The organism is Roseospira goensis (assembly GCF_014197795.1).
Classification (GTDB): domain Bacteria; phylum Pseudomonadota; class Alphaproteobacteria; order Rhodospirillales; family Rhodospirillaceae; genus Rhodospira; species Rhodospira goensis.
The window spans coordinates 104,031-124,590 of sequence record NZ_JACIGI010000011.1 but is presented as its reverse complement, the minus strand read 5'-3'; the positions used below and the strand labels follow the sequence as shown (position 1 = coordinate 124,590).

Genomic DNA, 20,560 nt, shown 5'->3' with positions numbered 1-20,560 from the left:
GCGTCACGGCATGCGGGCCAGGGTGTGCAGCACCGTCAGGCGGGCGGTCAGCATGGCCAGCGCGGCGGCCCCCAGCGGGAGCAGCATCAGGACGGCCCAGTCGAGCGGCGACAGCCCCACGCGCGGCACCAGACCGCCCTCGATGCGGTCCGCCAGCAGGCCGACCCCGGCCAGCGCCGGGATGGCCAGCATGAATCCGCCCAGCCCGCCTTTCAACCCCTGAAGCAGCGCATGGCCCGCGAACTGGCGCGCGATGTATTCGTCCTGGGCCCCGATCATGTGCAGGATCTCGATCACCGGCCGGTGCACCGCCAGGCCGGCCCGGGTGGCGTGCACCACCGCGACCGCCGTCGCCGCGCCCACCACCAGCACCACCGCCAGCGCCAGCCCGCCGATGGCCTCGCCGAGGTCCATCAGCCGCGCCAGCCACAGCCGGTGCTCGTCCAGCGTCGCCTCCGGCACGGCCGCCCGCAGCGCCGCCGCCATCGCCGCCGGATCGACGCGATCGACGGCCCCGGGACGCAGGGTGATGTCGATCAGGCGCGGCATCGGCAGGTCCTGCAACAGCGCCCCGCTGCCGATCCAGGGTTCCACCAGGGCCGTCAGTTCCCCCCGGTCCAGCGCCCGCACCGCCGCCACGCCCGGCTGGGCGCGCAGCGCCGCCACGGCCCGCGCCACCCGGTCGTCGGTGGCGGCGCGCGCCGCCTCGCCGATCCCGGGCACCGGCGGCACCTGGGCGGTCAGGCTGCCGGAAACGTCCCGCTTCCAGCGGTCCAGCACGTTGTCCAGGGCCAGCGCCCCGGCCCCGGCCAGCACGGCCAGGAACACCATGATCCCGACCAGCACGGGAACCAGGACGGCGGCGCGGTCGCGGGCCAGGGGCAGGTCGGTGCGCATCACGGGGCCGGCCTCCGATCGGCGCGCCTCACCCCGCCGGCGGCGGCGCCAGGGGCGCCGCCTCGGGAGCGTGCCAGGTCAGACGGCCGTCCTCCAGGTGCAGGCGGGGATAGGGAAAGCGGCCCACGAGCTGCTCGTTGTGGGTGGCGATCAGCACCGTAGTGCCCATCTTGTTCAGCTCCTCGAACAGGTGCAGCAGCCGCATGGCGATGCGGTCGTCGACGTTGCCCGTCGGCTCGTCCGCCAGCAGCAGGTCGGGCCGGTTGATGACCGCGCGGGCAATGGCGACCCGCTGCTTCTGGCCGCCGGACAGGGTGGGCGGGCGCGCGTCCAGGTGATCGGCCAGCCCGACCCAGGCCAACAGCTCCGGCACGTGGCGGCGGATGGCGCCCTCGCCGACTCCCGCCACGCGCAGGGGCAGGGCCACATTGTCCATGGCCGAGAGGTGGTTGATCAAGCGAAAGTCCTGGAACACCACCCCCATGCGGCGGCGCAGCCGCGGCAGCACCGACCGCGGCGCGCGCGTGACCTCGTGGCCGAACAGGGTCACGGCCCCGCGGGTCGGGCGCAACGCCAGGTAGCACAACCCGAGCACAGACGACTTTCCGGCCCCCGAGCCGCCGGTGAGGAAATGGAACGAGCCGGTGGGCAACGCGAAGGTGATGTCGCGGAACACCTCCGGCCCAAGGTCGTAGCGCAGGCCCACGTGGTCGAACCGCACCACGGTCTCGACGCCGGGGTCGTCGTGATCCCACCAGGGGTCGGTGTCGTCACGCATGGCTGGGGTCATGGCAGGTGATGGGTCCCCCGCTCTGCTGGGCGCCGGGTGCCGGGTCCCGCCGTCAGGGCCGCCGCGGGCCGGTCCCCGCGCCCGCTTGCTTGTGCCCGTTCCCGGCAGGTTCTATAACGATCATAGCTTTCGACGCCAACCGATGGCCGCATGAAAATCTCCTGTCCGCATTGCGCCACCCGGTTCAGCGTCCCGGACGAGGCGCTCGGCCCGACCGGACGCACCCTGAAGTGCGCCCGCTGTGGCCACCGCTGGCATCAGGCCCCGCCCGAGGCCCCGGCGGCCGACGCGACAGCCCCGGCACGCGCGCCCGGAGCGGCGCGCGACCACGGACCGCTGGCCGAGCATCTCCAGGCTCGGGCGACGGACGACGCGACCGACGGCACCGAGGCGACTCAGCCCCAGAGTCCGGTAAAGGAGACTCCGGTAAAGGAGACTCCGGTCCAGGAGACCCTGGCACCGGGACGTGGCCGCACCCTTCTGGATGGCGGCCCCGGCGATCTGGTGCCGATGGACAAGGCCCCGGCGGGCGGCGGCGCGGCGCCGGGCTGGGACAGCGACGGCGACGGCGACGACGACGACGGCCCGGACTTCGACGACATCCTGGCCCGACTGGAGAGTCAGGAGCGCGAGCGCTCCGGCCGAAACCGGGGCACGGCGGAGCCCGACGACTTCGGCGACGACGACGACCTGCCCGGCGTCCTGCGCAACCGGCTTGATGCCGGTCGCGGGCGGCGCCGGCCACCGGCCTGGGCCTCCTGGCTGATGGCCGTGGTGGTGCTTCTGGCGGGCGTGACCGGTGGCCTCTACTTCCTGCGCGACAGTGTTGTCGGGGTCGTCCCCGAGGCCGAGACGGCCTACCGGGCGCTCGGCATTCCGCTGAGCCGGCCGGGGCTGGGCCTCAAGCTGGAGAACGTGGTGCCGACGCGCGAGATCGTCGAGGATGCCGAAGTCCTAGTGGTGCGCGGCTTCATCACCAACGTCAGCGAGATCGCGCGGCCGGTGCCGGCCCTGCGCCTGACGCTCAACGACGCCGACGGCGACATGGTCCAGCAGATGACCGCGCCGCCGCCCACCGACACGCTGGCCCCGGCCGAGACCACCAACTTCCGCATGACCCTGCGCAACCGCCTGCCCGAGGCGGTGGCCATCGAGGTCGCCTTCACTGCCCGGCCGCCGGCGCCGATCATGACCCCGCCCGCGACCGGCGGCGCGGCGACGTCGGATGAGCGGGCGCCCGCCCCGGACACCGGGCCGAACGGCCCCGCGGGCTGATCGGACCGGGTGGTTCGGCACGCCTCGCCGCCCCTCACCGCCCCTCCCCCTCGTTTCGCCTTCAGACCGACCGGGCGGGGCCGGACCGGCGCCGACCCGACCGGGTCCAGCACCGTACCCAACAATCTCCAAAACGCGACCCTTCCGGCTCTCTCAACTTCTACGCAGTTATATCTACCGATGGGCGTCTTTACAACGCCGGGACCCTGTGCTCGTGTCACGGCAATAACAGGCGGTGACGCCCCGGGCGGCCCCGTCCGACCTTCCCGGTCGGCGCGGCCCGCACCATCGACGTCCACAGGCGTCACCGCGGCTCAGAGGGGGAAAACTGACCATGCGGACACTCCTGTCGGCCGGCGCGCTGGCCTCCGTCGCGGCCCTGGGCCTGGCCCTGGCCACCGCTCCCGCCACCCAGGCGGCCGAGAACGAATTCCGGCCCCAGCTTGAGCGCCTGATGGCCGAGCAGGTCACGCCCTGGCTGTCGGACGACACGGTCGTCGCCGCCGTGAAGGCGCAGAACACCGAGCATGCCGACCTCGACGCGGCCGCCATCGAAAGCCTTGACCAGCAGTGGCGACGCGAGGCGGAGGCCGGGGGTGGTCCGCTGATCGAGCGGGTGATGGCGACGCCGCTGTCGGCCTACCTCGGCGAGAAGAAGGCGGCCATGGAGGGCCTCGTCTCCGAGATGTTCGTGATGGACAATCGGGGGCTCAACGTGGGCCAGTCCGACGTCACCTCTGACTATTGGCAGGGGGACGAGGACAAATGGCAGAAGACCTTCCAGGCCGGCCCGGACGCCTTGTTCGTCGACGCGGTCGAGTTCGACGACAGCAGCGAAGCCTTCCTGTCGCAGGTCAGCCGTACCCTCGTCGATCCGGAGACCGGCGAGCCGATCGGCGCCATCACCGTCGGGGTGAACGTCGAGAACCTGTTCTGAGACCGCCCCGCCGCCCACCTGGTCTCCCTCCGCCAAGGCCGATGCGACGGCTCACTCGACCGCCCGCGCCAGCGCGCGCGGGCCGCGTCGGCCGCGCGTGACGCGGGCGGACGGGAGACCCCACGTCTTCGATCCGACCGACCAGACAGGACGTCTTTCCCGTGACCGTTTCATTCCGCATCCTGACCGGATTCGTCGTCGTCCTCCTGTTGACCATCGCGGTTGCGGTTGTCGGCTGGCGCGCCCTGGAACAGAGCAACGCCGGGTTCGACACCGAACGCGCCAGCCTGACGGCGCTGGTCCGCCTGGGCGTGACCGTCAAGCACGAGCTGCGCGGCCGCCTGGGACAAACCGACGCGGCCGCCGCCGAGGTGGCCCAGGGGCTCGCCGCCATCGAGGAGCACCTGGACGTGCTGGCGCTCCGGCCGGAACTGCGCGACCAGGTCGAGGCCGCGCGCGCCGCCACCACCGCTTACGCGGAGAACCACCGGAGCTATGTCGACAACCAGACGGCCGTGGCGGCGGCCACCACGGCCGTGATTCGCGTCGACGACGAGGTGCGCGCGATCATCGACGACGTGGTGGCCGAGCGCGCCCAGCGTCTGGTCGAGGCCCGCGAGAACGCCAACGAGGCCGTCGCCGACCGCGACCAGGCCGACGCCCTTCTGGGGACCGCCCGCAACGTCGGCGACACGGTGCATGCGGTCATGCTCGCCGTCGAGGGCTATCGACGGACCAACACCGATGCGCGTGCCGAGGAGGCCCGCGCCGCCATCCAGAGCCTGGCGGCGGGCCTGCGCCCCCTGCTTGCCGCGGTCAACCAGATCGACGCCATCGAGCGGGAAACCCTGGTGATGACCATGGCCTCGCTGGAGGCGGCCTTCGCGCTCTACGACACCGCCCGCTCCGACCAGCGCGCCCTGGCCGCCCAGAGGGCCGACACCCGCGCCGAGATGGCCACGGCCTCGGAGGCCCTGGCCGGCAGGGTGGAGCGGCTGATGCGCTATCAGCGCGCGCGTCTGGCGGCGGCGCGCGAGAACGTGGTCAGCCGCGCCGTCCTGAACACCCTGACCGACCTCCAACTGATGCTGGCGGACCTGGACACCACGGCGGCCCGGGTCCGCGCCCTGGAGCAGCGCTTCCTGCGCACCGGCGATGCCGCCGATGCCGAGGCCGCCGGAACCGCCACCCGGGGCCTGTTCATGACCACGCTGTCGCTGCGTCGGGCGGCCGACGGTGGCCCCACCGCCACGCTGGTCGGGCAGGTCTCGCAGGCCACGCAGGACTATCGCCGCGCACTGGAACACCTGTTCGACCTGGCCGCCAAGGAGGCGGACGCGGACACGACCGGCCTTGCCGCCGAGCAGCAGTTGCACGCGGCCCTGGGCGAGCTGGACGCCACCGCCGATCTGGCGGTCGAGGCCGCCAACGTGATGGCCGATCAGGCGCTGACGGCCACCACGCGCGCCTTCCGGACCCTCGACGTCGCGCAACGCACCATCAACGCGGCCGACGACCTGCGCGGCGCCGCCGAGAGCGCCAAGGACGGCATCCTCGGCTTCATCGACGATCCGCAGGCGGTCTCCCCCGACCGCGTGCGGGCGGCCCTGGACGCCCTCGCCGCCGCGCGCGACGCCCTGGTCGCGCGGGTCGCCGAGACCGACCCCTGGAACGTGGACGGCCTCAAGGCCGCGTTCGGTGACACGCTGCAAGCCCTGGCCGGCACCTTCGAGGATCTGGTGCGCAACACCCGCGCCATCGAGAGCGCCACCGCCGGCATGGAGGAGGCCCGGGCGGCGCTGGAGGACGCCCTGCACGACGCCCACGCCGCCGCCCTGGCGCAGGCCGACGCCGATCGCCTGTTCGCGCAGGACCTGCTGGTCTGGGGCGCCTTCCTGGCGCTGGTCCTGGGGGTCGGCGTGGCGCTCCTGATCGGTCGCTCCATCACCCGCCCGCTGACCGCCATCACCACGGCGATGCAGCGCCTGGCCAACAACGATTTGACGGTGGAGGTCCCGGGGCGGGCGCGGCGCGACGAAATCGGCGCCATCGCGACGACCGTCGAGGTGTTCAAGGAGAACAGCCAGAAGATCGAGACCATGCAGGCCGAGCAGGAGGCCCAGCACCGGCGCAACGCGCGGCGCGTGACCAGCGAGATGTTCGCGCTGACCAACGCGCTCGACGAGGAGGTGCGGGCCGCCATCGGGATCGTGCAGCAGCAGTCCAAGGTCATGCACGACGCCGCCGTCGAAATGACCCAGGCGGTCGGGCAGACCGAACACGGGGCCGATGCCGCCTCGGGGGCCTCGCAGGACTCCGCGAGCAGCGTGGAAGCGGTGGCGGCGGCCGCGGAGGAGATGGCCTCGTCGATCGCCGAGATCAGCCGCCAGGTGAACGGGGCCTCCGACATCGCCCACCGCGCGGCGCGCGAGGCCGAATCCACCAACGACCGCATCCAGGGCCTGGCCAACGCGGCCAGCCAGATCGGCGAGGTGGTCGACCTTATCAGCGACATCGCCAAGCAGACCAACCTGCTGGCCCTGAACGCGACGATCGAGGCGGCGCGCGCCGGCGACGCCGGCAAGGGATTCGCGGTGGTCGCCAACGAGGTCAAGACCCTGGCCAACCAGACCGCCAAGGCCACCGAGGACATCGCCTCCCAGATCGGCGGCATCCAGGGCGCCACCAATGACGCGGTCGCCGCCATCAAGGGCATCGTCGGCGTGATCGACGAGATCAACCAGATCACCACCGCCGTCTCGGCCGCCGTCGAGGAGCAGTCGGCCGCCACCGGCGAGATCAGCCAGAACGCCCAACAGGCGGCCCACAGCACGCAGGATGCCTCGCGCAACATCGAGGACCTGTCGCAGAGCACCGAGGTCACGGGGCGCCATGCCCGCGAGGTGCAACAGTCCGCCGAGGAGGTGCACCAGCGCGTCGAACACATGCTGAACGAGTTGGAGGCGATCATCCAGGCCGGCAGCGCGGCCGAGCGCGAGTCCCATGCGCTGCGACCGATCGACATGACGGTCACCGTCGACCTGGGCGACGGCACCGAGCGGACCTGCACGCTGCACCGCATGGCCTACAGCGGCGTGGCCACCATCGACCGCTCGGTGGAGGGCACCCGGGGTCAGGCGATCACGCTGCGCCTTCCCGACATGGGCGAGGGGGACGCGTTGGCCGCCAACATCGTGGCCCGCACCGACACCACCACCCACATCCGCATCGACGCCACGGACGAACAGATGCAGGCCCTCGAAGCGTTCGTTCGCGCCCGCCAGGCACGCGCGTAGACCGCCGGGGACCCTGGTCAGCACGGCGGCCGGGACGGCGGCCGGGGCGGCGGCCCGCGCCCCTCCGGCCGCCGCCCCGATTCGCCGCCGCGCCCCCCGCCGCGTGCGCCGGGACCGGCCCCGCGATCCCGATCGGCGCCGCTCCGGCCGGCCCCGGGCGTCGGCTTTCGGCCGCCGCGTCTATCCCGTTTGCCCAGGGTCGCGTGTGTCGCGTCGGGCGCCGCCCCCCGTTTCCACCCTCCCCCGGCCGGAATCGTCGTTTTTCGGGCCATGGGGCGGTTTACCGTGCGATTGCGAAGAGGCATCATGCGGCGCGCGGTCCAGGCTCTTCGGCCTGACCGGGCAGTGTTGTGGAGCCGGCCGATGAGACAGTCCGTACAACGGGTCGTTCCCCATGATCGGGAGCGGGTCTTCGACCTGGTGGCGGATGTGGAGCGCTACCCGTCCTTTCTGCCGCTGTGGAGCGCCGCGCGCGTCCTCGAGCGCGACGCCACCGGCTACCGGACCCGCCAGGGGCTGGGCATCGGCCCGGCCAAGCTCGAGTTCACGTCGAGCACGGCCCTGCACTACCCCGACCGCATCATTGTCAATGCGGAGGACGGCCCGGTCCGCCAGCTTCGCATGCTCTGGGAATTCGAGGACCGGGGACCGAACCGGTGCAAGGTGGCCCTGGACCTGGTCGTTGAGGTGCATTCCAAGATGCTGCAGAAGCTGCTGATGGCCGCCTACGGCGAGATGGCCCCCAAGCTGATCTCGTCGTTCGAGGCCCGGGCCCGCGCCGTCGCCCGCGGGGAGATCCCGCCCCCGCCCTCGGCCTGGCCCGGGGCGGAGCCGGGTGCCGGCGCGGCGGCTGGCCCAGCCGCCTCCTCCCCCGGGTGTCCTGGCGCACCGCCCCGGCGGGCGCAGGAGCGGCCTCGTTAAGCCCCGTCTTCCTTCCTTCGTGGCCCCTGGCGTCTCGCCGTGCCCTTCCTCCGCGTCAACAGTCTTAGGACAGGTCCATGAACAAACCCCATGCGGTTGCGCCCAAGCTCCGTCTTGATCCCCTGTCGGACGACGATGCAGGCCTGCCGGCGTCGCGTCCCGTGCCCGTGTCCGCGGCAGCCCCGACGGTCACCCCGCTGAAGGCCGAGGCGGCCGCGCCGGCCCGCCCGCCGGTGGTGCCCGACTACCTGAAACGGGTCTACACCTGGGCCTATCTGACGCCGGCCTACAGCCGCTATCTGGATACCTCGCTGGTCGTCTCGGCCATCCTGTGGGGCAACGCCAACCGCCTGATGCGGGCCGGATTCTCGGAATTCGCGGCGGGCCAGACCGTGTTGCAGCCGGCCTGTGTCTACGGCCAGTTCTCGCGCAAGCTGGCGGAGGTGCTGGGACCCAAGGGCGCGCTGCATGTCACCGACGTGGCGCCGAATCAGGTCGACGCCTGCCGCGACAAGCTGGCCGGGTTCCCCTCGGCCCGCGTCGGCCTGGCCGACGCCGCCGACCCGCGCGACCGCCAGTACGACGGCGTGTGCTGCTTCTTCCTGCTGCACGAAGTGCCCGAGGACTACAAGCGCCGCATCGTCCGCAACCTGCTGGAGGCCACCCGCCCCGGCGGCAAAGCCGTGTTCGTGGACTACCACGGGCCGCATTGGGCGCATCCGCTGCGGCCCATCATGATCCTGGTCTGGCGCCTCCTGGAACCCTACGCCCTGGCCCTGAGCGATCACGAGATCGCCAGCTACGCCCCGAGCGAGCTTGCCGGGCAGTTCTCCTGGCACAAGGAGACCTATTTCGGCGGCCTGTATCAGAAGGTCGTGGCGCGGCGCCAGGCGTAAGAGGCTTGACTTTCGAGGATATCGGCGACTTTTGGACTCAAGACTGAAGACTAGCCATCAAGCTGTTGGAATCTTGACTCAAAGAAAGTACCCTTCTGTCGAGATGGCCTTGACAGCAGGGGCGAGTCGCCATGGCTACCCGAGAGATCGACCCGGATGACGACACCACCCGTGGCGGCCCGTCTGGCGCCGCGGGGGAGCGTCCGCGCCGGCCGCGTGCCCCGTGGCTGGTGGCGGATAACGCCGCGTCATCCGCCGCCGCCGGGTCCACCGAGGACACCGCCGCCGCCGCGCCGCCCGCGGCGGACGACGCCACCGGGGACGCCGACGCGGCCGCCCCCCGCCCCCGGGGATTCGGCCGCGCCGCCGAGCCGGCGTCTGCACCGGCCCGCCGTGCCGGGTTGCGGCCCGCGCCCGCGTCGGCCCAGGCCCGACGGCGGACCAACACCATGACCGATACCCCCGACCATACCGGCGCGGCCGGCCCGGACGACGACGCCCCGCCGCTGCCGCCCCTGCCCCCCGATCCCCCCCTGTCGGTGCCGCGCAGCCTCAATTGGCCGGCGTGGATCGCGGCCGGGGTGTCGCTGTTCTGGCTTGCCTTCTTCGCCTTCTACATCCAGCAGAGCGTGGGTTGGGGCAACCTGTTCATGCTGCTGCCGCACGAGTTCGCCGGCTTCGCCGCCGGCGCCCTCATCCCGGTGGCGCTGGCCTGGGCGCTGGTGGCGGTGTTCTCGCGCGACGGCCGCTACGGCCGCGAGGCCCTGGTGCTGCGCGACCAGTTGCGCAAGCTGTCGTACCCGACCGACACCGCGCGCGGCCAGATGAGCGACGTCGCCCGCTCGCTGACCGAACAGGCGCGGCTGCTGACCGATGCCTCGCGCCAGGCCCTGTCCGAGGCCCGCGAGGTGCGCGACGGCCTGCGCAACGAGGTGGTGGCGCTGAGCGCCCTCGCCGACAAGTTCCGCGAGGACATCGCCCAGGTCATCCGTGACACCGAGAGCCAGGTCTACGGCCTGGAGGACGCCACCGAGCGCGCCGTCAGCCGCGCCCGCGACGCCGGCACCACCCTGGAACGGCAGAGCAGCACGCTGAGCCAGGCCGCCGAGACCATGCTGGCGCAGACCCGCACCCTCGACGACAGCCTGCGCAAGCACGTCCAGGACCTGACCCTGGTGGGCCAGCAGGCGCGCGAGCACGGATCCGGCATCCGCGCCGTCAACGACAGCATCGCCAAGTCGCTGCTGGAGGGCCGCTCGCTGGGCGAGGAGCTGTCGGCGCTGTTGCGCGAGGTGGACGACCACCTCGGCGGCCAGCAGGAGCACCTCGACGACCTGCGCGGCCGCTGGGAGAAGACCAGCCACACCGTCATGGAGGGCATGGGCCAGCGCGCCCAGAGCATCGACCAGGTCAGCGAACGCCTGCTCAGCCGCACCCAGGTGATCGAGGGCACCATCGGCCGCCAGACCGACGCGCTGATGAGCGCCTCGGACCAGTCGATGGCCCGGCTGAAGGAGATGGAGGGCCTGTTCACCCGGCGCGTGCAGACCATGAACAGCGCCGTCGACGAGGCCACCGGCAAGCTGTCCGATGCCTCGCTGATGGTGGCGCAGCGCGGCCAGGAGGCGGCCGCCGCCACCGGCTCCGCCACCGAAACCCTGGAGCGCGCCGCCGGCACCCTGGACGACATGCTGCGCACCCTCTCCAGCGCCGTGCAGCGGGCCGAACAGCGCGCCCGCGATGCCGGCGCCGCGGTCAAGGAACAGGCCGAGGGCCTGGAGGACCACACCACCGAGGCCAGCCGCCAGGCCGGCTTCATCCGCGAGCAGATCGCCGCCCAGACCCAGGAACTGGCGGACGGCGCCCGCCTCATCGGCCACCAGCTCGAACTGGTGCAAAGCGCCCTGGCCCAGCAGGCCCGCCACCTGGGCGACGCCGCCAACGGCGCCGTCGGCCGCATCGAGGACACCGTGGACTCGCTGCGCCAGCGCCTGAGCGAGCTGTCCGGGGTCTCCAGCCAGGTGAACGCGGAGCTGGACTCGGTCGGCCAGAAGCTCACCGATCAGGCCGCGTCCCTGGAATCCACCGGGGCCCGCACCGTGGAGCACACCCGCGCCGCCGCCGAGTCGGTGCGCGCCGAGACCGAGAACCTGCAACGCCTGGTCGGCAAGGTGCATGGCGCGCTCGAGGGCCTGGAGGAGACCCTGGCGGCGCGCAACCTCGCCATCAGCCGCGCCGCCGAGAGCGCCGACGCCCGCCTGACCGAAACCGCCCAGGTGATCGAAGGCAAGGCCCGGGTCATCTCCGACAGCGCGGAGCAGGCCGACCAGGCACTGACCGGCACGGCCGGGCTGCTGGACGACCGCACCGGTCACATGGAGGCGGTGGTCAGCCGCGCCCTCGGCCGACTCGGCGAGGTCGGCAGCGCGCTCGACCAGCACGCCCGCCAGTTCGAGGAGATCACCGGGCGCGGCCTGTCGCAGGCCACGGTGGCCGGCAACCGGCTGCGCCAATCCACCGACGGCATCCAGGCCGCCGCCGAGAAGGCCGCCGAGACGGTGCGCGGCGCCGCCAGCCTGCTCGGCGGGTCGCTGGAGGACGCCGACGAGCGCGCCCGCGCCCTGGTGCCACTGCTGGAGAAGACCGCCGCCGCCATCCGCCAGGAGGTGGACGGCATGGCGCTGTCGGGCGAGAAGCTGTCCGAGACCACCAAGCGCCTGGGGGTCGAGTTCGGCCGCCACACGGATACCCTGGTGGCCGCCGCCGACAAGGCGGAGGAGCGTGCCGGCTCGCTGCGCGTCGAGATGGAACGCACCGACGTCACCACCTTCCTGCACCAGGCCAGTTTCATGATCGAACGCCTGGAGAGCGCGGCCGTGGACATCGCGCGCATCTTCAACCCGGTGCGCGACGAGGAGCTGTGGCGGCGCTACCAGAAGGGCGACCACGGCGTGTTCCTGCGCCACCTCGCCCGCGTCATGACGGTCAAGCAGCACGGCGCCGTGCGCGAGGTGTTCGACAGCGACCGCGAGTTCCGCGGCTACGTGACCCAGTTCGTCACCGACTACGAGAGCCTGCTGGAGCAGGTGCGCCAGACCGCCCGCGCCGACATCCTCACGGCGCTGTTCATCGGCTCCGACCTGGGCAAGGTCTACATGGTGCTGGCCAAGGCCCTGGGCCGCCTGGACGAGTAGCCCCCGACCGCGCGCGGGGGCCCGGCATCAGGTGGCGGTGGGGCCGGCGCCGCGGCGGCGCCAGCGGCCGGGCTCGATGGCGTACAGGGCCACGGCGGTCCAGATCAGTCCGAAGCTGAGCGCATGACCGGCGGTGAACGATTCGCCGTAGACCAGCACCGCCATCCCGAACTGGATCGTCGGGTTGATGTACTGGAGCATGCCCAGCGTGCCCAGCGTCAGCCGCCGCGCCCCCATCGCGAACAACAGCAGCGGGACCGCCGTCGCCGGCCCGGCGATCACCAGCAGGGCCATGTCCACGCCGCTGCCGAACGGCATCGCCCCGGCGCCGGCCCAGGCCCACCACAGCAGGCCGGCGGCCGCGATCGGGGCCAGCACCAGCACCTCCAGGGTGAAGCCGACCAGGGACTCGGCCGGCGCGATTTTGCGCAGCAGGCCGTAGAGCCCGAAGCTGACGGCGATCACCAAAGCGATCCAGGGCAGTTGGCCCAGCCCGATCACCATCACCACCACGCCCAGCGCCGCCAGCCCGACCGCCAGCCACTGCCGGCGGCTGGGCCGCTCGCGCAGCACCAGCGCCCCCAGCAGCACCGTCGCCAGCGGGAAGATGTAATAGCCCATGCTGGCGTCCAGCTTCTGGCCGCTGCCGGTGGCGTGAATGAAGGTCAACCAGTTGATCGAGATCGCCAGCGCGCTGCCCAGGAACACCGCCAACTGGCGCGGCCGCGCCAGCACCGACAGCAGGGTGGTCCACTGGCCGAACGCCACCACCAGCGGCAGCGCGAACAGCAGCGCCCAGACGATGCGATGGGCCATCACCTCCAGCGGCGGCACGTGGCCCAGCAGGTGGTACAGGATCGGCGACAGGCCCCAGAACACGTAGGCGCCGATGGCCGCCGACAGGCCGGCGCGGCGGCGGGCGGCGTCTCCCTGGGACGGTGCCCGGGGGCCGGAGGGCGCCGCCGGCGGGGCCGGAGCAGCGGAAACGGGACCGGAGTCGGGCACGGGCGGGATCCTTGCGGGCGAACGGGCGCGGCACCGCGCGGCGCCGCGCGGCCGCCCGGATCAGAGGCCGCGACGGCCGGCGAACAGGGCGGCCAGGCGGGTCTCGATATCGGCGGCGAGGTGCTCCGCCATGTCGCGCTGCGCGGCGCGACGGCTGGCCTCGGTGGCGTACTGATTGTCGAGGATGTTGTAGGTGACGGCGGCGCGCGCCGTACCCTCGGCGTCCAGACGCTGGCGGCCGTCGTCGACCCGGGTCAGCAGCCGCCAGGTCGCCGTCGCCTGGAGGTTGGCGAGGGTGGCGCGGTCGTCCCGCTGCACCCCGAGGTCCTGATCCAGGAGCGACAGCGAGACCTGGAGCTCATGGCGCGGCTCCGGCCCCGGCCGCAGGCGGTCCAGCAGGGCGTTGCGCAAGAGCTGGCCGAACCGCTCCGGGATCGGGGCCACCGCCACCGACGACAGCGCCGGGCCGCCGGCGCCGCCGCGGCCGTACATGGGCCGGAACCCGCAGGCCGCCAGCAGCCCGACGGCGGCCGACACCAGAACGGCGCGGCGGGCCACCGACCGGCCGCGCCCCCGCGGGAGTGCGGGCGCGAGAGCCATCCCCTCGGGGTCACGCTCCCGCATGGACCCGCCGCCGATGGTCCGACGCCTGCTCACACCGCCCCCGTCACGCCGCGACGACGATATTGACGATGCGGTTCGGCACCACGACCACCTTGCGGATGGTCTTGCCGTCGGTGTGCGCGCGCACGTTCTCCACCGCCAGGGCCGCCTTCTCGGCGTCCTCGCGCGGGCAGTCCTTGGGCACCTCGATGTTGCCGCGCAGCTTGCCGTTGACCTGGACCGCCAGCGTCACGGTGTCGTCCACGACATGGGCCGGGTCGGCCTCCGGCCAGGGGCTCTCGGCCAGGATGGTCGCATGCCCCAGCCGCGCCCAGCAGGCTTCGGTGACGTGCGGCACCATCGGGTTGAGCAGCCGCACCGTGGTCTCCAGCGCAAAGCGGCAGACCGCGCCGGCGCCCGGCGCGTCGCAATCGAGGTCCGCCAGCGCATTGGTCAGCGCGCGGATGCGCGCCACCGCGGTGTTGAAGCGGAACCGCTCCAGATCCTCGGTCACCCCGGCGATGGTCTTGTGCACCTCCCGGAACAGGGTCAGGGTCGGCTTGTCCAGGTCGCCCACCGGCACCGCCGCGCCGGCGGCGGGCAGCGCCACCGGCGGGTCGGCGATCAGGCGCCAGACCCGGTTGACGTAGCGCCAGGCGCCTTCCAGTCCGGCTTCGGACCACTCCATGTCGCCGTCGGGCGGGTTGTCGGAGACGATGAACAGCCGCGCCGCATCGGCGCCGTAGGTGTCCAGGATCTGCTCCGGGTCGACCGTGTTGCGCTTCGATTTGGACATCTTCTCGGGCCGGCCGACGGTCACCGACGCGCCGTCGCCGCGGCGCCGGGCGCTGCCGTCCTCGGCGATCTCCACCTCGGCCGGCTCGACCCAGGATCCGTCCGGCGCCTTGTAGGTCTCGTGCAGCACCATGCCCTGGGTGAACAGACCGGCGAACGGCTCGGCCACCCCCAGATAGCCGCAGTCGCGCAGGGCGCGGGTGAAGAAGCGCGAATACAGCAGGTGGAGCACGGCGTGTTCGACACCGCCGATGTACTGATCGACCGGCAGCCAGTAGTCCACCGCCGCGCGGTCGAACGCCTCGGTTTCGCTCCACGGCGCGCAGAAGCGCGCGAAGTACCACGACGACTCCACGAAGGTGTCGAAGGTGTCGGTCTCGCGCCGCGCCGGTTTGCCACAGGACGGACAGTCCACGTGCTTCCAGGTCGGGTGATGGTCCAGCGGATTGCCGGCCACGGAGAAGTCGACGTCCTCCGGCAGCACCACCGGAAGCTGGTCCTCCGGCACCAGCACGATACCGCAGGCGTCGCAGTGGATCACCGGGATCGGGCAGCCCCAGTAGCGTTGCCGCGAAACACCCCAGTCGCGCAGGCGGAACTGCACCGTGCCCTCGCCCTTGCCCAGGGCCTCGATGCGGTCGATGGCGGCGCGCTTGGCCTCGGTGACGGCGAGCCCGTTCAGGAAATCCGAGTGCACCGCGACACCGTCGCCCACGAACGCCTCGTCTCCGGCCACCAGCTCGGCGGAGAAGGCTTCGACGTCGGCGTCCTTCGGTGCCACCACGGGCATGATCGGCAGGCCGTACTTCTTAGCGAAGTCGAAGTCGCGCTGATCGTGGGCCGGGCAGCCGAAGATGGCGCCGGTGCCGTATTCCATCAGCACGAAGTTGGCGACGTAGACCGGCACCGTCCAGTCGGGATCGAACGGGTGCACGGCCCGCAGGCCGGTGTCGAAGCCCTTCTTCTCGGCGGTCTCGATGGCCTCTTCACTGGTGCCGATGCGGGCGCAGTCTGCGATGAAGGCGGCCAGGTCGGGACTGGACTCGGCCAGCTCGGCGGCCAGCGGATGGTTCGGCGACAGGGCACAGAACGAGGCACCGTAAAGCGTATCGGGCCGGGTGGTGAACACCTCCAGGGTGTCGTCGCGGCCGGCGATATCCCAGCGCAACCGCGCCCCCTCCGACCGGCCGATCCAGTTGGTCTGCATCAGCCGCACCTTGTCGGGCCAGCGTTCCAGGTCCTTGATGGCGGCCAGCAGGTCGTCGGCGTAGCGGGTGATGCGGAACGACCACTGCGCCAACTTGCGCCGTTCCACCGGCGCGCCCGAGCGCCAGCCCTTGCCGTCGATCACCTGTTCGTTGGCCAGAACGGTATGCTCGACCGGATCCCAGTTGACCCAGGCTTCGGTGCGGGTGGCCAGCCCGGCCTTGAGGAAGTCCAGGAACATCTTCTGTTCGTGGCGGTAGTAGTCCGGCTCGCAGGTCGAGATCTCGCGCGACCAGTCGATGGACAGGCCCATGGGCTGGAACTGCGCGCGCATGGCGGCGATGTTCTCGCGCGTCCACTTGGCTGGATGGACACCGCGCTGGATCGCCGCGTTCTCCGCCGGCAGGCCGAAGGCGTCCCAGCCCATCGGATGCAGCACGTTGAAGCCGCGCGCCCGCCGATAGCGCGCCACCAGATCACCCATGGTGTAGTTGCGCAGGTGGCCCATGTGGATGCGCCCCGACGGATAGGGGAACATCTCCAGCACGTAGTACTTCGGGCGGTCCGGGTCCTCGGTGGCGCGGAAGCAGTCGCGCTCCGCCCACACGCGCTGCCAGTGGGCTTCGGTATCCTTGACGTTGTAACGCTCGGCGGCGGCCATCGGCCTCATGTCCTTCGTCTGCGGTCGGCCCGCCGGCCGGCGACCGGCGGGGTCAGGGGGGGGGAAACGGTGTGACGGGCGGGAGGGGAACGGGCGGGCGCGCCGGGCGGCCCCTAACGGTCCCGCAGGGCCGCCATGCGGAGCTGCCGGGCGCGGGTCAGGATGGCGTCCTCAAGGTCGGTGCCGATCTGGTCGTCCACCGGGGCATCGGCCCACGGCCCACCGGCCGCCGCATCGGTCGCGGCCGCGTCGGCGCCGCCGCGCTGCTGCTTGAACACCGAGACCTCGATGCCGTCGGCCCGCAACGCCTTGGATAGGATGTAGACATTGACCTTGAACCGCTCGCCCTGGGTCTCCGGCGGCGTGTACCAGTCGGTGATGATGACGCCGCCGAACGGATCGGCGGAGGCCAGCGGCATGAAGGCGATGGTGTCCAGGGAGGCGCGCCACAGGAAGCTGTTGACGCCGATGCCGCCGCCGCCCTCGGACGGGCGGTCGCTGCCGGATCCGAACAGGTCGAGGCCGCCGGGGCCGAACACGGTGTCGCGCTCGTAGGGTTTGCTGAGGTCGCGCCGCACGGTCTCCGTGGACCCGGGCGGCCGATCCGGATAGATCGGGTCCGCATACTGGCAGGCCGACAGAAGAAGGGCCGCCGCCACGGCCGCGCAGACAGCTTTCATGGTCTCCCTTTCCTCGCCCGCTCGATGGACCCCGCGCGCCCCGTCCCGCGGACCGGCGGCCGCCACGGTGCGCGTGGCGGCGAAGACGCGGGCTCTCTTCCTTATAATAGCGCGCCTCCCGGGGCAACAGCGGGCCGGGGCGACGGGTCCGGGGGCGGGCGGCGGGACCGGCTTTCGCTTGAGGCCGGCGCGCCCCCGGTCTATCACCCCCGGACCATGACAGACACCGCCCCCGCCTTTCGCTTCGCCCTGTCCGCCACCGACGGCGCCGCCCGCCGCGGCCGGCTGGAGACCGCGCACGGCCCCGTCGACACGCCGGCCTTCATGCCCGTCGGCACCGCCGGGACGGTCAAGGCCATGCGGCCCGAGGACGTGGCCGAAACCGGGGCCCAGATCGTGCTGGGCAACACCTATCACCTGATGCTGCGCCCGGGGGCAGAGCGCATCGCGCGGTTGGGCGGCCTGCGCCGGTTCATGCACTGGTCCGGCCCGATCCTGACCGATTCCGGCGGCTTTCAGGTCATGAGCCTGGCCCAGTTGCGCACCCTGGACGAGGACGGGGTGACCTTCCAGTCGCATATCGACGGCTCGCGTCATCACCTGTCGCCGGAACGCTCGATGGAGATCCAGCACCTGCTGGGCTCGACCATCACCATGGCCTTCGACGAGTGCACCCCCTACCCCGCCGACCACGCCACGGCGGCGGCGTCCATGCGGCTGTCGATGCGCTGGGCGGCGCGCTCGCGCGCCGCCTTCGTGGACCGGCCGGGATATGCCCTGTTCGGCATCGTGCAGGGGGGCGTGTACGACGACCTGCGGCGCGAGTCGGCGGCGGCGTTGCAGGCCGTCGGCTTCGACGGCTACGCCATCGGTGGCCTTGCGGTGGGCGAGCCGCACGACGAGATGCTGCGGGTGCTGGACGGCGTCACCCCGCTGCTGCCGGCGGACCGGCCGCGCTACCTGATGGGGGTGGGGCGGCCGCAGGACATCATCGCCGCCGTGCTGCGCGGCGTGGATCTGTTCGACTGCGTCATGCCCACCCGCTCCGGCCGCACCGCCCAGGCGTTCACCCGGCGCGGCACGGTGAATCTGCGCAACGCCCGTCATGCCGAGGATCCGCACCCGCTCGACGAGAGCTGCGGCTGTCCGTGCTGCCGCGATTATTCCCGGGCCTACCTGCACCACCTGGTGCGGGCGGGCGAGATGCTGGGGCCGATGCTGCTCACCTGGCACAACCTGCAGCACTATCAGGACCTGATGGCCGGCCTACGCGCCGCCATCGCCGAGGGCCGGGTGCAGGACCATGCCGCCGCCGTGCTGGCCGGGATGGCCGGGGGCGACATTCCTCCGCTCCCGGCCTGAGACTCGGCGCTCGGCTGATCGACGGACGGTAGAGCCGATTCACGTTCGAAATCGGACCGCATCTGCGGTTCCGATTTCGAACACTCGGCTCTCAGCCCCCAAAACGCGACCGGGCGCGGCTTCCCTCGGGACGCCGCGCCCATGCGCGCTGTCGGCGTACTGCGGGACCGCCCGGCTACTCGCCCTTGGCGGCCTCGGCGGCAGCCTTGCGGGCCTTGGAGACCTCGCGCTCGTGGCTGAGCGCCTTCTGGGTCGCGGTGCCGTCCTCGACGATGCGGGCCGAACGGCCGCGACGGCCGCGCAGGTAGTACAGCTTGGCGCGGCGGACCTTGCCGCGGCGGACCACCTCGATGCGGTCGATGGTCGGCGCATAGAGCGGGAACACGCGCTCCACGCCCTCGCCGAAGGAGATCTTGCGCACGGTGAAGGTGCTGTTGATGCCGGCGTTGCGGCGCCCGATCACCACGCCCTCGAACACCTGGATTCGGCTGCGGGTGCCCTCGACCACCTTGAGGTGGACCTTGACCGTATCGCCGGGGGTGAACTCGGGCACGCCGCGCTGGGCCAGCGCCTTGTCGATCTGCTCTTTTTCGAGCTGTTCGATGATGTTCATGGTCGGATGTCCTTTCGCGTCAATCTTGGTTGGTCTTCATTGGCTCAGGGTGTTGTCCGACGGTCTTGGCGCCGCCGTTCGGGGGATCCAGGGACTCCGGGGCCTCACAGTGGGATTGCACATGACGCGCCCACAGGTCGGGCCGGCGTTCGCGGGTGAGGGCCTCCGCCTGATCCCGCCGCCACTGGGCGACGCGGGCGTGATGGCCGGACACCAGCACCTCCGGCACCGTCATGCCGTTCCAGTCCTGCGGCCGGGTGTAATGGGGATACTCCAGCAGCCCGGTCTCGAAACTCTCCTCCGCCAGCGACTCGGCCTTGCCCGTGACCCCGGGCAGCAGCCGCGCCACCGCGTCCAGCAGCACCAGCGCCGCCGGCTCGCCCCCGGACAGGATGACGTCGCCGACGCTGACCTCGTCCATGGCCCAGGCGTCGATCACGCGCTGGTCCAGGCCCTCGTAGCGGCCGCACACCAGGGTCACCCCCGGCCCGGCCGCCAGGTCGCGCACCAGCGGCTGGTCCAGCACCCGCCCGCGCGGGGACAGGTAGATCAGCCGCCGCCCGCTCGCCGGATCATGGCTCGCCTCCAGGGCGTCGCTCACCACGTCCGGCCGCATCACCATGCCGGCGCCGCCGCCGAACGGGCTGTCGTCGACGGTGCGGTGGCGGTCGCGGGCGAAGTCCCGGATGTCCACGGACCGCAGCGCCCAACGCCCCTCGGCCAGCGCCTTGCCGGCCAGCGACAACCCGAGCGGCCCCGGGAACATGGCCGGGAACAGGGTCAGCACCACCGCCGTCCAGACCGTGCCGGCGTCCGCGTCCACACCGACCGTCGCGCCCTCAGCCATTGGCATGCTCGGGAGCAGCCTCAGTGTCGCCCGCGGCCGACGCGTCCGCGTCCAGCAGGCCGGGACCGTCGGCCACCACGACCCGGGCACCGTCCAGGTCCACGACCGGCACCGCGGCCCGGGTGAAGGGCACCAGGGCCCCCCGCCCGCCATCCTGCGGGCTCACCTCCAGCATGTCGCCGGCCCCGAAGTCGTAGACCGCGCGCACGGTGCCGACCGGTGTCCCGTCTTCGCGCTCCACCCGCAGGCCGATGAGGTCGGCATGGTAGAATTCACCGTCCTCACCATCGCTTTGCGGCAACGCCGCGCGCGGCACGCACAACCGCACCCCTTTCAGGGCCTCGGCGGTGTCGCGGTCGGTGACACCGTCGAGGTGGCAGAGCACCACGCCCTTGGCCGTCCCGATCCGCCGGATCGGCCAGGTGCGCGCGCCGTCCTCGGTCGAGACCGGACCGTAGGCGGCCACGTCGGCGGGATCGGCGGTGAAGCTCTTCACCCGCACCGCCCCGCGCACCCCGTGGGCGCCGACCACGACGCCCAGACAGACGTGACGGCCCTCGTGCCCGGCCATGCCCGTTCCTC

The 20,560-nt window shown here is 72.1% G+C and carries 16 protein-coding genes; 7 read left to right on the top strand and 9 right to left on the bottom strand.

Annotated features, from left to right (window positions below; genetic code table 11):
• Window positions 1-3: 3 nt before the first annotated feature.
• Both GGD88_RS08595 and GGD88_RS08590 read right to left on the bottom strand, forming a co-directional pair.
• A complete protein-coding gene (locus GGD88_RS08595) occupies window positions 4-897 on the bottom strand; it encodes a cell division FtsX domain-containing protein (RefSeq protein ID WP_184434214.1) in 894 nt (297 codons plus the stop codon).
• A gap of 28 nt (window positions 898-925) precedes the next feature.
• Window positions 926-1,675, bottom strand: coding sequence for a cell division ATP-binding protein FtsE (locus GGD88_RS08590; protein ID WP_184434212.1), 750 nt, complete (start codon window positions 1,673-1,675; stop codon window positions 926-928).
• A 162-nt stretch (window positions 1,676-1,837) separates the two neighbouring features.
• On the opposite strand from GGD88_RS08590, the gene GGD88_RS18775 reads away from it, so the two are divergent.
• From GGD88_RS18775 to GGD88_RS19140, 6 genes are all read left to right on the top strand, one after another.
• Complete coding sequence (locus GGD88_RS18775) at window positions 1,838-2,962, top strand: DUF3426 domain-containing protein (RefSeq protein WP_246423653.1); 1,125 nt, start codon at window positions 1,838-1,840, stop codon at window positions 2,960-2,962.
• Window positions 2,963-3,296: 334 nt separating this feature from the next.
• Complete coding sequence (locus tag GGD88_RS08580; protein ID WP_184434190.1) at window positions 3,297-3,899, top strand: cache domain-containing protein; 603 nt, start codon at window positions 3,297-3,299, stop codon at window positions 3,897-3,899.
• Between the two features lie 161 nt (window positions 3,900-4,060).
• Window positions 4,061-7,195 (top strand): methyl-accepting chemotaxis protein, encoded by a 3,135-nt coding sequence (locus GGD88_RS19290; protein WP_184434186.1) that lies wholly within the window; start codon window positions 4,061-4,063, stop codon window positions 7,193-7,195.
• Window positions 7,196-7,558: 363 nt separating this feature from the next.
• Window positions 7,559-8,116: a type II toxin-antitoxin system RatA family toxin gene (locus GGD88_RS08570; RefSeq protein ID WP_184434183.1), complete on the top strand. Its 558-nt coding sequence runs from the start codon at window positions 7,559-7,561 to the stop codon at window positions 8,114-8,116.
• A 77-nt stretch (window positions 8,117-8,193) separates the two neighbouring features.
• The gene (gene rquA / locus GGD88_RS08565) at window positions 8,194-9,012 is read left to right on the top strand and encodes a rhodoquinone biosynthesis methyltransferase RquA (protein WP_184434180.1); all 819 of its coding nucleotides are present in this window, start codon (window positions 8,194-8,196) and stop codon (window positions 9,010-9,012) included.
• Window positions 9,013-9,461: 449 nt separating this feature from the next.
• Complete coding sequence (locus GGD88_RS19140; RefSeq protein WP_221237068.1) at window positions 9,462-12,206, top strand: hypothetical protein; 2,745 nt, start codon at window positions 9,462-9,464, stop codon at window positions 12,204-12,206.
• Between the two features lie 27 nt (window positions 12,207-12,233).
• On the opposite strand, the gene rarD is transcribed toward GGD88_RS19140, so the two are convergent.
• The 4 genes from rarD to GGD88_RS08540 form a co-directional block, all read right to left on the bottom strand.
• The gene (rarD, locus tag GGD88_RS08555) at window positions 12,234-13,211 is read right to left on the bottom strand and encodes an EamA family transporter RarD (protein ID WP_221237067.1); all 978 of its coding nucleotides are present in this window, start codon (window positions 13,209-13,211) and stop codon (window positions 12,234-12,236) included.
• A gap of 60 nt (window positions 13,212-13,271) precedes the next feature.
• On the bottom strand, window positions 13,272-13,811 hold the full coding sequence (gene lptE, locus GGD88_RS08550) for an LPS assembly lipoprotein LptE (RefSeq protein WP_184434175.1): 540 nt from the start codon (window positions 13,809-13,811) through the stop codon (window positions 13,272-13,274).
• 67 nt (window positions 13,812-13,878) lie between these two features.
• Window positions 13,879-16,476 carry a leucine--tRNA ligase gene (gene leuS / locus GGD88_RS08545; RefSeq protein WP_184434172.1) on the bottom strand — a complete coding sequence of 866 codons (2,598 nt, stop codon included), beginning with the start codon at window positions 16,474-16,476 and terminating at the stop codon, window positions 13,879-13,881.
• 113 nt (window positions 16,477-16,589) lie between these two features.
• Window positions 16,590-17,156: a DUF3576 domain-containing protein gene (locus GGD88_RS08540; protein WP_184434169.1), complete on the bottom strand. Its 567-nt coding sequence runs from the start codon at window positions 17,154-17,156 to the stop codon at window positions 16,590-16,592.
• A 216-nt stretch (window positions 17,157-17,372) separates the two neighbouring features.
• Here GGD88_RS08540 and tgt point away from each other — a divergent pair, with 216 nt between their 5' ends.
• On the top strand, window positions 17,373-18,518 hold the full coding sequence (gene tgt / locus GGD88_RS08535; protein ID WP_184434166.1) for a tRNA guanosine(34) transglycosylase Tgt: 1,146 nt from the start codon (window positions 17,373-17,375) through the stop codon (window positions 18,516-18,518).
• Between the two features lie 175 nt (window positions 18,519-18,693).
• Here tgt and rplS read toward each other — a convergent pair whose 3' ends face one another.
• Genes rplS through rimM form a run of 3 tightly spaced genes read right to left on the bottom strand, consistent with a single transcriptional unit; the run spans window position 18,694 to window position 20,549 of the window.
• Window positions 18,694-19,131, bottom strand: a complete 438-nt coding sequence (rplS, locus tag GGD88_RS08530; RefSeq protein ID WP_184434163.1) for a 50S ribosomal protein L19 — start codon at window positions 19,129-19,131, stop codon at window positions 18,694-18,696.
• A 19-nt stretch (window positions 19,132-19,150) separates the two neighbouring features.
• The gene (gene trmD / locus GGD88_RS08525; protein WP_184434160.1) at window positions 19,151-19,978 is read right to left on the bottom strand and encodes a tRNA (guanosine(37)-N1)-methyltransferase TrmD; all 828 of its coding nucleotides are present in this window, start codon (window positions 19,976-19,978) and stop codon (window positions 19,151-19,153) included.
• Entirely contained in the window at window positions 19,971-20,549 is a 579-nt protein-coding gene (gene rimM / locus GGD88_RS08520; RefSeq protein ID WP_184434157.1) for a ribosome maturation factor RimM, read from the bottom strand. The genes trmD and rimM overlap by 8 nt, the downstream gene beginning before the upstream one ends.
• Window positions 20,550-20,560 lie beyond the last annotated feature (11 nt).